General features: G+C 33.3%; 8 protein-coding genes. 3 read left to right on the top strand and 5 right to left on the bottom strand.

Features of this window, described 5'->3' with window-relative positions; genetic code table 11:
• Positions 1-4: 4 nt before the first annotated feature.
• Genes AC07XU_RS07975 through AC07XU_RS07955 form a run of 5 tightly spaced genes read right to left on the bottom strand, consistent with a single transcriptional unit; the run spans position 5 to position 10,218 of the window.
• A complete protein-coding gene (locus AC07XU_RS07975) occupies positions 5-2,419 on the bottom strand; it encodes a hypothetical protein (RefSeq protein WP_494943112.1) in 2,415 nt (804 codons plus the stop codon).
• A gap of 12 nt (positions 2,420-2,431) precedes the next feature.
• Positions 2,432-6,034 (bottom strand): BamA/TamA family outer membrane protein, encoded by a 3,603-nt coding sequence (locus AC07XU_RS07970; RefSeq protein ID WP_494943111.1) that lies wholly within the window; start codon positions 6,032-6,034, stop codon positions 2,432-2,434.
• A gap of 17 nt (positions 6,035-6,051) precedes the next feature.
• The gene (locus AC07XU_RS07965) at positions 6,052-6,948 is read right to left on the bottom strand and encodes an SdiA-regulated domain-containing protein (RefSeq protein WP_494943110.1); all 897 of its coding nucleotides are present in this window, start codon (positions 6,946-6,948) and stop codon (positions 6,052-6,054) included.
• On the bottom strand, positions 6,923-8,998 hold the full coding sequence (gene ppk1 / locus AC07XU_RS07960) for a polyphosphate kinase 1 (RefSeq protein ID WP_494943109.1): 2,076 nt from the start codon (positions 8,996-8,998) through the stop codon (positions 6,923-6,925). The genes AC07XU_RS07965 and ppk1 overlap by 26 nt, the downstream gene beginning before the upstream one ends.
• Positions 8,999-9,000: 2 nt before the next feature.
• Complete coding sequence (locus AC07XU_RS07955; protein WP_494943108.1) at positions 9,001-10,218, bottom strand: Pycsar system effector family protein; 1,218 nt, start codon at positions 10,216-10,218, stop codon at positions 9,001-9,003.
• Between the two features lie 184 nt (positions 10,219-10,402).
• Here AC07XU_RS07955 and AC07XU_RS07950 point away from each other — a divergent pair, with 184 nt between their 5' ends.
• The 3 genes from AC07XU_RS07950 to AC07XU_RS07940 are packed head-to-tail and all read left to right on the top strand — an operon-like array spanning position 10,403 to position 13,764.
• Positions 10,403-10,891, top strand: coding sequence for a TspO/MBR family protein (locus tag AC07XU_RS07950; RefSeq protein WP_494943107.1), 489 nt, complete (start codon positions 10,403-10,405; stop codon positions 10,889-10,891).
• Between the two features lie 30 nt (positions 10,892-10,921).
• Positions 10,922-13,237 (top strand): patatin-like phospholipase family protein, encoded by a 2,316-nt coding sequence (locus tag AC07XU_RS07945; protein ID WP_494943106.1) that lies wholly within the window; start codon positions 10,922-10,924, stop codon positions 13,235-13,237.
• Positions 13,237-13,764: a hypothetical protein gene (locus AC07XU_RS07940; protein WP_494943105.1), complete on the top strand. Its 528-nt coding sequence runs from the start codon at positions 13,237-13,239 to the stop codon at positions 13,762-13,764. The genes AC07XU_RS07945 and AC07XU_RS07940 overlap by 1 nt, the downstream gene beginning before the upstream one ends.
• The last annotated feature ends 324 nt before the right edge of the window (positions 13,765-14,088 follow it).

Genomic DNA, 14,088 nt, shown 5'->3' with positions numbered 1-14,088 from the left:
TAGATTAAGCTTTATTTAATTTTGGTAAAGGTTTATCACCTATCGATTTTTTAAGTTTTGCCCATTGCTCATCATAAAAATCACACGACATGTAGTTAACCCCTACACGTAATGCTTTTAAACCGCTAACGCCTTGTAGTTCTTCTAACTCTAGGGTTTCTAAATCATCTAATAAAAATCCTTGATCTTGAAGGTACTTGATGTACTCTCTATATTCGTTTGCCTCGTAATTGTTAAAATAAACCAGCGCAATTTTACCAGGTTGAGTTAAACGTTGGTCGGTACCGCTAACCAATACTTTATCAATTCGTTTTTTCACAACTTCATATCTAATATTATAAGCCCCTTCAACATCAAATCTACGTTCATCGTTTCTAAAGCTAATATCTATCGGATTAGAGTGGATAAAAATCAACTGTGTTGTAAGTAAAGGACGAGGCATTTGACTTACCAACCCATTGGTTAAACGAGCAACTTCTACCATAGCAGTTAGTTGCCATAAGCGAATATTTTTTAAATATAACAAGTCGAATGGCACATCTGGTGCGATGTCTTGTCCTATGTAAATATCATATTCTACACCATCGGTTCTAAACTTAGCAAAATAACAAGGATAAGTTTGTTGCAAGGTTTGTTGCGCATCTTCTAAATATTCACTTACCGAAGTATTTATAAATTGCATAGAAGTTTCAAGAGTTCTCCTATTTTCGTAAGCTATGCCAACTTCAGAGTTGATTTGATTAAAATATTTAGAAATTACATCACTAGTTAGCGGATTACCTTTTTCGATATGCCTAAGCATTGGATAAACTTCTAACTCTAAAAACTCATTCAATTGTGCCTCTTCGCTAGAATTGATAAAATCATCAACTCGCTTTACCCAATCTTTGCAGTTAAACAAAATTTTATCTAATAAATCTAACCTAATGATGGTTCTTAAGTTTTCTAACGTTTCGCAAAGCAAAGCCAGCAATACTTTTAGGTCTTCTTGCAAGGCATAATTTCGCTCTACGGTAGAACTTTTTATATCTATCGCTCCAAATAATGGGTACAATCCTTTAAATGTAACCGTATCAATTTCATGTGTTTTCTTTTTGTTTTTGCTTTTCTTCAGGTAATCCCAAACTACTTGGTTAAATTTCCATTGTACTGATGGCTGTAAAGCAGTAAACTTATCTTTTAAAACACTATCCATTTTAGCGTTAAAATCTTCAATTCTATATTGCAATAATTGCCCTAACAATGGCAAAGCCGAATGAAATCTCGATAATAATTTATCATCAACGATTAATTTTTGCTCAGAATAAATTTCCATTATCCCAGCTAACTGGTTGTTATAAAAGATAGGTAGAAATGAATAAGACTCTACTCCATTTTTTCTTAAAATATCTAAGAATGGAAAGTTATCGATCTTCTCATCTGTTAAATTGTTAAAAAATACAGGACGAGGATTTTCTATGTATTCATTTACTAGATTAAAGAATGTTTCTTCCTCAATATTGTATTTTTTAGCAGAGTCTATTAAGATACTTTGAGAATGATGATCATTATCAAAAACAAATTTATTGTTTACCATTAAAAAAGGTAGCAGACCAAATTCGATATGCCCGTTACCCGCTAAAGTTTTTAAAGCTTGAATAACATGTTGATAGGCTTCGGCTTCGTAGGTATGGTTAACTAATGCATCTCTAATACCATCTAAAGCATGTTGTAAGGTTACATCTGTAAGTGTAATTACACAAAAACCATCGAACTTAAATTTGTGCAAAGGCAAAAGTTCTTGCAAAAGCTCAATTTCTTTGCCTTCTTGCATTTGGGTTGCAACCAATTCAAAGTTTAATTCTGGCAGCTCTCCATCAAATTGTATATCAACAAATTGAGTATCAGGAATAATATTATAATAGCTCGTTAAATGCGTTTCGGGATTTGTGTAAGCATATAAAATTTCGTTATTCGAAATTGTAGTATAATTATAAAACCTACGCAAAATCATTTTATAAATAAACTGAATCTGCTTTTTCTCTTTAGAATCTTCTAATAAGGTATTTTTATTTTTTTCTTCTTTGTGTACGCCAAAAAACTCATGAAAACTATCGGTGCTAAAAAAGATAAATTCAGGAACTGGTGTGCTCATCGCCCAAAACAGCTCTTTTTCATTTGCCATTAAAGGCGTTAAAATGGTAAAGATGAGTTCTAATGTATCTTTATATTTGGCAAGATCATCAACATTGATGTCGTTTTTAAGGGCATCCTCTCGTTCTATTTTTTCTAATAAAAAACGGTAAAACTCTGCCTTTAAGGTTTGTTCAGTTTCTAACCTACCTTTTAAATAAGCAATTAATGGCCTAAAGGAAAGTGTATACTCTACCTGACAATTGAAACATTCTCCCTCGTTAATCTTTACAACACTTGCGTTCATTTTTTTACAATATCAATATCTAAAACTCATAGATACGTATGGATACCAACCTTCTACAGAGTGTCCCATAACAAACCTAAAAACAGTTAAGGAAGCTGGTGCAAAATATATACCACCTCCTACTCCATGGTGCCATTTATCAGATTTTTCGTTGCTATTCCAAACTCTACCAACATCATAAAAACCCATTAAACCCACCTGACCAGGAAGCACATAGCTCACAAAGTCTCCTAATTTTGCTCTAAGTTCTACATTATTATAGAAACTATGTTGCCCTGCAAAGCGAAATTGACGATAACCTAACAAATTTCCTTGTCCGCCTAGAAATTGATTTTGATAAAACGCAGGTTTACCTACCGTTATTCCACCACCAAAACGATCAGCTAATACAAAATTAGCTCTTCCATCTAAGTTTTTATATAACGATATACTTCCGGTAAATTGGCCAAATGAGTTTGCAAATTCGCTTAACCCTGCAGTTGCAGTCCATTTAAAATCTACGTAGGAGCCTAAAGTTGGCAACAAATCATTGTCTCTAGTGTTGTTGATGAAGTTTACCACCACACCGCCAAAAAGTTTACCTCTGGTAATTGTTAAACTGTCAAACGAATTTAATGCTGGCAAATTTGTAGTTATCCTACCTATGTTGTCATCATTGTCAAAATTGTAGAGTTGAAATTGTGTACCAACGCTAAATGTAGATTTTGATCTACGCCATCTTAATGATGATTCAAATTGATAAATATTAAACCTTGCTCTGTAATATCTAATTGGTTGATCATTTGGCGTTTCGTTACCAACCCCAAAAAAGTTTTGAGTGTTGTCTGGCGCATTAACATCTGCTTTTAAAATTAAATCTGCTTTACCAATTAATTTTAACCAATCGCCTTTGTAATTAAACCTAAAGGCTGATGATGAAAACGAATGTAGAAATGAAAAATATTGAGAATTACCGTACGGCGATTTTCTAAAACCGGGATTGGTAATTTTGTAATTTAATCCGGCTAAAAGACCATCATCTCGGTTTAAGCCAAAACTCAGATTTAAAGATGATCTGCCATACATATCTTTATTGTAAAAAGATACGTTAGAAGTGTCTGTCGACATCTTTTTGCGCAACATTCCTTCATCCTCACCTTCAAACTTAGAATTACCATTTTTTCTTCCATACAACTGTATTGGTCGAGAGACATTAGGCAAATCATAATATTTTTTTCCACTACCAGCTATAATTCTAAGCTTGATGTTTGATGTTTTGTTGTCAATGAAAACACTATCATTTCCATCTTTCGTATATAAACGAATTTCTTTGGTTATAGCCGGATCAAAATTTCTACTAAATGTTTCTTCTTTAATATTACCTTCTTTAGAAATCTTATTGATTTGAACTTTTAAATGCTGTCCAGCAGAATCCGTAATCAATACTCGCTCATGTTTGTCGCTTGCTTGAATATCAACAACTCTGTTAAAGAAATGATAAAAGTCGTTCATTAACTTAGGTAATGATGCTCTTCTTTCTTTTAATCGAGCCAAAAATTGATCATGTCTTAATGTATAATTAGGCTCTGGAAGATTTTTCAAAGCTTTTTCAAAAACCTCATCAGTCATTTTATCACAAAAAGCTTTTACATCTGCGTCCCATTCTTTTTCGGTATACTGAGATAGCAATCTGCTATTCATTGCTCTACCTTCCCATAAATACCAATCTATATTTTTAATTTCTCTTTCGTAGCCTTGCATCATTGGCAAAAGAGATGAACTTTGAGTAAAACGCTGAATTTTACCATCCGAGCTAAAAAATACCTGATCTCGATCTCTTGGAACTGCTAAATATTTTTTACCTTTTTCAGTTTTCTCTGGCATCCATCTCCATTGGTCTTCATGTCTATCCCAATCACCAATCATTACATCTAATGCTCTTGCACGCAAATACATACCAGCATCGTAAGTATTGTCGTTATCCTCATCTAACTTTTTAAGCATTTTAGTGGTGTTATCCGAATCGCCTATAGGTTCTCTTTCTTCTAACAAGCAAAGCGTATTGGCAAAAATACCACTATAATCACCTAAATTAACATCGGGCGATACCCAACCAATAATTGGAGTTGTATGAGGAACATTAGCAGCTTTGGCCAATGTTGGCACCACTAATGCGCCAAATGGGTGCTGTGCAGACATGTTATCTTTTAAAATATCTTTAGCAAAAGTTTCTCTTAAACCTTGCGGCAACAAAACTTCAGGATATTTCTCAACACTCCTTAAAACCCATTCCTTGCCATCTTTATCTTCGAGCCTTAAAGATTTAGACTGATTACCACCACCTAACTGAGTTGGCTTTAAACCTCCTTTTATTTTAGATAACCTAAGCACCGGAACTTTAGTGTCCATTGCATAATCTTTTCGGTAATTTTCGCCAAATAAGTAGCGGTGAAACTTACCTACGCTGTCATAAGATGGATGAATTTTAATCGTTATGCTGTCTGCCAAAATTGGCTTCATATCGTTTTTAACAATCGGAGCCAGCTCTCTGTACTTTTGCGTATAAGAGTAAACTTTAGTAATTCCAGTATCTGCAAAAACATAATAATCATATTTCATATCATTATTAAGCAATTGATCTGCAATAACATAACCTTGTCTCATATCATTGAAAAGCGACCCCTTCCCTTTTTTATTTGGATTCATTTTGGCACCAGAACCACTAACTATTTGAAGTTGTGCGCCTTTTATAAGTTGTAAGCCATGCTCGTGACCAGCTGCATAAATTACATTAGGTTTATCTCCAAAAACCTTGTTTACCTGCGTCATCATATCTTTATAAGCTGGATGATTTAAATCTTCTGGACTTAATAAAGTTGAACGCAAAAGCGGATAAACTGAACCTATAACTGGCAAAGGGATGTATAGATTTTTATTTAGTGATGCTAATGGAAAAAGGTGATTTCTCCAAGTGAAATATCCTCCATGTGAACCATAACTTTGAAAGGGATGGTGCGAAGCTAGGATGATAATCTTGTCTTTGTTTTGCTCCATCAAGTCTTCCATTCTCGAAATCACTTCATCTTTTGTTTGGCAATCACAATCTGCCTCGGGATTAGCCTTATTGTAAGGGAATAACCACCATTCGCTATCGTAAGCGATGAGTGTTAATTTATCTGAAAGCTTTATTGCCACAGGATCTGGGCAGCCATTGGAAGGGATTAATTTTAACAAGGGATCGTTAAAAGATGCTAAATAATCGCCTTGAGCTTTAATTTTAGCCAAACCATTTGGCCCAGATTTGTCCCAATCGTGGTTACCTGGTACAAAATATACCGCTGAGCCAGCATCCCTCATTGGCTTAAACTGCGATTGTAGAATTTTACTGGTTTCATCAAAGTTGCCATAACCAGGTATGGCCATACCTACCGGATAAATATTGTCGCCAAGATAAACAGTGGTTGTTTTGCCTTTTATTACATGCTTTGCGGCATTTTTTAAAGCAGAAAATTGTCCATCGTTCATTTCTCCGGCATCGCCGATTAAAATTACACGAGCTTTTACATCCTTGTCTTGTGCAAAAACAAAAAAGGTAGAAAACATTAAAATAAAAGCAAAAAGTAGCTTTTTTAACATAGGGATATTGATTAAAATTATTTAGTCTTTTGGTAATCGAACCTTAAAACATTGCCACTGGTGGTCTCACTTCCTTCATTAGAAATGTATAAATTACCAGCACTATCAAAAGCAATACCTTCTGGTTGGTTAAATTCGTTTGAACTTAAATGGTAAGCACCTTTTATTTTAAATTTCGCGTCAGCAATAATTAAAGATTTATTAACCGAAGACACGATAAACCATTCTTTTGTAATTGGATGAATGGCCAACGCAGAAGGGTTAAAAGCACCTTTCTTTTTTCCTGTAAGCTGATCTAATGAACTTGCATCCACAACAAAGTTACCCGCGGCTTTGAAAGATCCATTTGGCTGGAAATCAAAAATATAGCCCGAAGCATTTTTTGTGTCCTTATCAACTTTGCAAGCTTTACACAAAACATATAATTTATTGTTAGTTTCATCTGCAAACATCCCTTCATACTCACCTTTTGGCAATAATTTTTCAAATGCTTTTACATTAGTAGTTTCTGTATTTTTGGTTTCGGCCAGTGGAAACGAATACAAGGAACCATTACTTTTTAGTAAAATTGCCCAATCATTTACAATAGCTACATCTTCATAATCACCTTTTTTACCAAACTTAGTTGCTGTTTCATCTTTAGAGCCCAACGGTAATTTAAACAACTTACCATCTTCATCTTGTTGTGCATAAATAAAATCATTTTTACCTTTATTGAAGGCAATGCCTGAAACCTCTTGTAAAATATCTGGCATGTTGTATTTTATTGGTTTTGCCAAATCATATCCTGGCGGATTAGTTTCTCCTCTGTCTTTTTTCTCTACACATGAGATATTTAAAATACAAAGAGATAAAATAATTAACCCAAAAAATATTAATTTATGCGTATCAGTTTTTTTCATTTCTATTTTCATACTTCTCTCCTTTTAAAAATTGGTAAATTTCATACTGAGATTGTAGAGATTTACCTTTTGTTACTATCGATATATTTTGCATCTGATCGTTAACAAATACTGCTTTAGCATTATCTGCTAATTGAATTTGTAGCATTTCCTTAATCTGATACTTGATATTTGTAGCTAATACTGGGAAACAGACTTCTATTCTTCGGTAAATATTTCTATTCATCCAATCTGCAGAACCCATAAAAATTTCTTCGTTGCCAGCATTGTTAAACACAAAAATCCTACCATGCTCTAAATAACGGTCAACAATTCTTCTCACGGAAATGTTTTCGCTACTATTTTTAACCCCTGGCATCAACCTACAAATCCCTCTAATGATCAATTCTATTTTAACACCTGCGTTAGAGGCTTCGTAAAGCTTAGCGATTAATACTTTTTCTTCGAGATTATTTAATTTGATAATGATAGAAGCTGGCTTACCATTTTTTGCATGCTCCATTTCTCTATCAATTAAATCGATAAAGCGTTGTTGCAAATTAAATTGAGCAACCAAAAGATATTGAAAATTGATAAGGTTTGGATTGCTCGGTTTTACCCTTTTCGCCAAAAACATAAATAACAGTTCCATTTCGCGTAGCATTTCTTGGTGGGCTGTCATTAAAACATGGTCTGTATAAAAATTGGCGGTTGTTTCGTTGAAATTACCTGTAGAGAACAGGCCTGTATAAATTGTTCTCAAACCCGCTTTACGTTTTACAAGGGCTATTTTAGCATGAACCTTTAAAGCCGTAACACTGTAAATAATATCAACCCCAGCTTCCTTCATTTTATTGGCCCATCTAATGTTGTTAGCTTCATCAAAACGAGCTTTTAACTCTACCAAAACAAAAACTTTTTTGCCGTTTTTAGCAGCGCTGATGAGTGCATTTACAATTCTTGAATCACTGGCTACGCGATAAAGCGTGATGTAAATTTCTTGTACATCTTCATCAATTGCGGCTTCGTTAAAAAACCTTAAAACGCTATCGTAAGATTGGTATGGTGGATTAATTAGTATATCATTTTTAATGATTTGCTGATATAATGATTCGCCCTTGGTATATGGTGGGTAATTTATTTTAGGCCATTTATCATTTGACAGTTCTGGTATATCAATTGGAAAAGATGCCAAATCTTTTAAATTATGATAACCACCGCCAGCAACCAAATTAGCATTTTGCAGGTTTAATTTATCTTGCAATAATTGTAGTGTTTCTTCTGGTATACCTGGCTGGTATAAAAATCTGGTAGCTAAACCAAAATCTCGTTTGCTTAATTGTTTTTCTATCTGTTTGGCTAAATCGCCCGCATATTCATCTTTTAAATCAATTTCGGCAGTACGCGTAATTTTAAAACTGTAACATCCTTTAATTTCAGCATTTTTAAAGATGAGATTAAGATTGTTTTTGATAATATCATCCAAAAACAACACAAATTTTTCAGCACCATGTGTAAGCTGATAAAAACGAGGCAGATTATTTGTCGGAATATTTAAAATTATGGTTTCTAAAACATCATCCCTAACCAAGTTTACCACAAAATACAGCTCATTGTTTTTAGGAAAAAAAGATGATTTTGAAACAGATAAGTTAACTGGCTGCAAAAATGCCATTACTTGGTTTACAAAATAAATGCTTGTTTCCTGCTCAAGCGATTTTGGTATTTTAACTCCATAAACAAAGTTGATGTGGTTTTCTAGCAACTGAGGCTTTATGATCTCTGCCAAAATTCTACCATATTCACTTTGCTGCTCGTGGATTATTCCATTTGCATTGTCTAATAAATCCTCCTCAATTTTAATGTGATTTTTTTTCTTTCTGCTCAGTTTAGCCAAAGCCAATAAAACAGGCATCCGAACTCGGTAAAATTCATCGAGGTTTGAAGAGTAAATAGAAAGAAATTTAATCTTCTCCAATAAAGGAACATCAGCTTTGCTAGCCTCGTTTAATACGCGACCATTAAAAGATAGCCAACTTAAATCTCTATCAAAAAAAGTATTTTTTGCAACAGTTTCTTCCATTTTTACGACAGCTTACCGTAAGCAATATATGAGGTTACATAAGCCAAAACCGCAGCAATTAAGCCAAACATGAAGATGTTATACGCAATTCTGATAAGTTTATATTTTCTGCCTAAAACTACACCTTGAGAATAAACATCTGTAATTAAGGTGCCATACAAAAACTCTTGATCATTCATTACCCTAATCATTCCCTTGCTGTAATCACTCAATGCCATTTTATAAAAATTACCAAAAAACAGAAGGTTAACTTTTTTTCTTTCGATATCATTTTGTGTAAAAACACCATCTGGAATTGATGGTCTGGTTGCCAAAATAGAGAAGATGATACACGATAAACTAACCATCAACAAAATGAATGTAGGGATAATTAAAAATGCGTTATCTTCTAATCTTCTTAAAACCAAACTCACTATTAACGATAAAATAATTGAATTAACCGTAATTAAAAGCTGAGCTTTGTTATCTGCCATATCACTCAAACGCTGGTTATTGGTAGATGTAATCCTGAACATGGTTTCAATACCTTTATCTGGCCTTTGTTTGTCTTTTTTGTTTAAAAGTTTAGGCTCGGCGTTGTCTTGTTTTTTATCTACAACTAAAGCTTCTACCGATTCTTCCTCTGTATCTTTAGTTTTGCTTTTTAGCTTTTCTAAGTTTTTTAATTTTTGATCATTCAATAAAAGGTTGCAGTAATCAGTATGGTATTCATGATTTTCTAAAAACTCAATATCCTTTCTTCTCCATTCTTTTTTATTGATATTGATATCATAAAGCAATTCTACTTCTTTATGCATTAATTTTCCTTTTTTCCTGAAATCTTCAGTTCCTAGGTGAAATAAATCACCATCACATAAAATTCGTTCTAACTGATTGGTGGGCAATTGTGGCATTTTTGTAGAAATAATCACCTGCATAACCGCATCTCTAATATCAGCCTTTACATCAATAGTTTTCAGGAATTCTATCGCTAAATCAGCACTTTTTTGTTCATGGTTATTCGGATCTTCAAAATATCCTGTATCATGAAACCAAGCGCCTGCTACAACAATAAAAAAATCTTTATCATTTAACTGATAATGATTTGCAATTTGAATGGTTGCATTAACCACGTCTTCTGTATGCTCTAAATTATGGTAAACCAAATTTGCATTATGATGTGAGGCAAAATATGCCAGAACATGACTTTTTACTTCTTCTAATAATTGTTTATAATTCATTTTCGCTGTGCATTAGCCATTAAGAGCCATTTCTGAGTAATTTTATCGATTACGAAAGATAAGCAATTTTACTGATGGGCAAATCAAAAACGAAGTATTGTAGAAATTGTTTTAACCTTAACGAATTGAATTTAAAACAGGATTAAACTATCTTTGTTTTACTATTAAAAAACAGCTAAAAACCATGTCTATATCCAACCAAAAATTTCAATTTATCCCTTTTATTATTTGTTTAATTATCCCTCTTTCAATTGGTGCTTTAGGTGGTTTTTTTACTATGGAAGCTGTAAAAACTTGGTATACTACACTAAACAAGCCGAGCTTTAACCCGCCAAATTACTTATTCGGCCCAGTTTGGTCTACCTTATATGCAATTATGGGTATTGCCTCTTATTTGGTATGGAAAAGAAGAAAAACAGCCAATAACTATACCTTGGCTGCAAGCGTGTATTTTATACAATTGGTATTAAATTTAATGTGGTCGTTTATCTTTTTTTACCAACAACAAATTGGCTTGGCCTTAATTGAAATCATTATTTTACTCGTTGCAATTATTGCAAATAGCATCCTGTTTTACAAAATAAATAAAGTTGCGGGCTTGCTTTACATACCTTACATAATGTGGGTTAGCTTCGCTACAGTTTTAACTTATTCTATTTATATGTTAAACTAATTAAAAGAAAAACGATAAATTTATAGGGTGATGCATCCTATTAAATTACTTATCCTTTTCCTTTTTGCTTTTGTGCTAAATGTAAATGCTCAAAAAGTGGGCTTGGTTTTAAGTGGTGGTGGGGCAAAAGGATTAGCACACATTGGCACGCTTAAAGCTTTAGAAGAAAATAATATCCCTATAGATTATATTACCGGCACAAGCATGGGCGGCATTGTTGGTGCCATGTATGCCGCAGGTTATTCTCCTAAACAGATAGAACAAATTGCTTTAAGTTCAGATTTTCAGGATTGGGTTAGCGGAAAATATAAAAGTGATTATAGCTTCTATTTTCAAAAAAATGCTGCTAATGCCTCAATTTTAACAGCAAAACTTTCTATTGATACGAGTTTAAGGTTAAATGTTAGACAAAATCTAGTAAACGATATCCCGCTTAACTTTGCCTTGCTAGAACTTTTTTCGCAAGCATCAGCTATTTCTAAAGATAATTTTGATAACCTTTTTGTGCCTTACCGTTGCATGGTTTCTGATGTGCTTTCGCAGAAAAGCATGGTGATGAAGAATGGGAGTTTAGCAGAAGCCGTTAGAGGTACAATGACGGTTCCATTGGTTTATCGACCTATAAAATTAGAAAATAAGTACGTTTTTGATGGTGGTTTGTACAATAACTTTCCGGCAGATGTAATGAAAAATGAGTTTAAACCAGATTTTATTATCGGAGCAAACGTATCATCAAAAACATTTAATGAATACCCAAAAAACGATGATAAACTTATGAATAGATTTTTGGTTTACATGTTTTTATCTAAATCAGACTCTACATTAGTTGGCGAAAATGGAGTTTATATTCAACCAGATTTAACTAATTATAATGTAACCAACTTCGCTCCAGTTGCTGAGCTTATTAAAAAAGGTTACGATGCTACCATGGCCGATATGGAAAAGATTAAACAGTCTGTAAAAAGAAGAATTACGCCACAGCAGCTTTTAACCAAAAGAAATGATTTTAATAACAGAAAGCCAGATTTAGTTTTTAGCAATGTCACTGTTTCTGGTGTAAATTCTCAACAAAAGAAATATATTGAGCGTTTGTTTAAAAGTGACAAGTCTACTTTCGATTTAAATGACATTAAAACCGGCTATTACAAATTAGTAGCCGATGAAACTTTTGAAACAGTTTATCCAAAAATCGCTTATCAAGCGCAAACAGACAGCTATAATTTCGAAATTGTGGCTCAACCTAAAAAGAGTTTTAAGATAGATTTTGGCGGCAACATCTCATCAAGGCCAATTAGCAATGTTTATTTAGGTTTACAATACAATTACCTCAACAAAAAGGCCTATACTTTTGGGGCAAACTTTTACTCTGGTCGTTTTTACGAATCTGCTCAATTAAGCGGCAGAATAGATTATCCCTCTGGTTTACCCTTATTTTTAGCTGCAGAAATCACCTATAACCATTGGAATTACTATAATAACAGTCAAATTTTTATAGAAAATCCTAAACCAGTTTATATTGAGCAAGGTGACAGAAAAATCGACATTAAATTCGGAATGCCTTTAAACAGAAACGCCAGGCTAACATTAAGCACTGCATTTATCAACAATAACGATAGCTATAGTCCAACAAATACTTTTAGCGTAGGCGATGTACTAGACAGAACTGTATTTAATGGCTTAAGAACTAGCTTGTTTTTCGAGCAAAATTCATTAAACAGAAAACAGTATGCAAGTAGAGGTCACAGTTCGTTACTAAGTGTAAATTTTTCTACTGGCAAAGAAAACTATACAGCTGGCAATATTTTCAGATCGGTATCTACCGCAGATAACCAGTTAGCCATATTCAGAAAGTTTAGAGAATGGGCTCATTTAAAAATAAGCGATGAGAGATATTTTTATCATACTAAAAACTATACTTTGGGTTATTTAGCCGAAGTAGTAGTTTCAAACCAACCTCTATTTAATAATTATTATGCTACGCTTTTGGCAGCGCCAGCATTTTACCCTTTAAATGATAGCAAATCTTTATTTTTAGAAAACTTTAGGGCAAGCAGTTATGCAGCTGGTGGTATAAAAAATGTCTTTAACTTAAAACATAATTTCGATTTAAGGGTTGAAGCCTATGCGTTTATACCTTACAAAGGTTTTGAACAAAATGGATTACAAGGTGTAAATTATGCAAAAGCCTTTAGCAAATGGCATTATGCAGGTACAGCGGGCTTGGTTTATCACACTCCTGTAGGCCCAATAAGTTTTAGCTATAATTTATACGATGACCCAATAAAAAGGAACGGAGTTTTACTACATTTAGGATATTTAATTTACAACAAGCGTTCAATAGAATAATGAAAAACATCATCATCATATTTTTAATATTATTTTCGGTTAAGGCCAATGCCCAAAGCTCAGAAATTAATAACTTTTTGGTTAAAGAGAGTTTATTAAAGAACAGTAAATTGGCTGTTATTGCTGCAGATAGTTTAGAAAGTCCACTAGAGCATATCAACGGCACTTACACTTTTATAATTAGCGGATTTTCACAAGAGTTAACTTTTTCGCAAGGTGTAGCAATCTTACCTCAGCAGGTAGATAAATCAACATTTGTTTACATAAAACACCAAAATGACAAGGGTACACACAGCAAACTGATTTATGTTTACAAAAAAGAAGGCGATTTAAATCCGTTTACAATTAGCAGAATGTTTTTGATTATTGTGCCCTTACTTATTGTGGTGTTGGTATTTGCCTTTAAAAAGTTTATTTATTTCGCAGTCATCCTATTCGTAATTTTGTTGATTTTTAGCTACAGCAACGGCTTAAATATCTCTACCTTTTTCGAAACTACTTTTGATTATTTAAAGAACTTAATTTAAATATAGTTCATTGGTTCAATGGTTTATTGCTATCATTAGTACCACTAGTTATAAAGAGACTTAGCTATTTTCTTTCAGTAAAACAATGGCAGTTTTTCATGGCAATAGTGGTCCCGCCAAACGTTACAATCCCCGATGAAGAATCGGGGTATTTCCACTTTTGTCGGGTTTATATAACAAAGGCAGCTTTCCAAAAATTCGTAAATAACTAGAAATCAGTTTAAAAAGATTAGTAGCTCGTTACTACAAAAGATGTTCGACAGCAATATTATTTTGTAAAACTTTAAGTCAATAAGATAGTAAGCGAACTTAAAGAAACTACCA

The organism is Pedobacter sp. GW456-11-11-14-TSB4 (assembly GCF_059424425.1).
Note: the sequence above shows the minus strand (reverse complement) of the source record. Positions and strands in the feature narration are given on the sequence as shown.

Excerpts from the sequence above, each read along its gene's own strand:
- AC07XU_RS07975 (WP_494943112.1), bottom strand. The coding sequence starts at position 2,419 with ATGAACGCAAGTGTTGTAAAGATTAACGAGGGAGAATGTTTCAATTGT.
- AC07XU_RS07970 (WP_494943111.1), bottom strand. The coding sequence starts at position 6,034 with ATGTTAAAAAAGCTACTTTTTGCTTTTATTTTAATGTTTTCTACCTTT.
- AC07XU_RS07965 (WP_494943110.1), bottom strand. The coding sequence starts at position 6,948 with ATGAAAATAGAAATGAAAAAAACTGATACGCATAAATTAATATTTTTT.
- ppk1 (WP_494943109.1), bottom strand. The coding sequence starts at position 8,998 with ATGGAAGAAACTGTTGCAAAAAATACTTTTTTTGATAGAGATTTAAGT.
- AC07XU_RS07955 (WP_494943108.1), bottom strand. The coding sequence starts at position 10,218 with ATGAATTATAAACAATTATTAGAAGAAGTAAAAAGTCATGTTCTGGCA.
- AC07XU_RS07950 (WP_494943107.1), top strand. The coding sequence starts at position 10,403 with ATGTCTATATCCAACCAAAAATTTCAATTTATCCCTTTTATTATTTGT.
- AC07XU_RS07945 (WP_494943106.1), top strand. The coding sequence starts at position 10,922 with ATGCATCCTATTAAATTACTTATCCTTTTCCTTTTTGCTTTTGTGCTA.
- AC07XU_RS07940 (WP_494943105.1), top strand. The coding sequence starts at position 13,237 with ATGAAAAACATCATCATCATATTTTTAATATTATTTTCGGTTAAGGCC.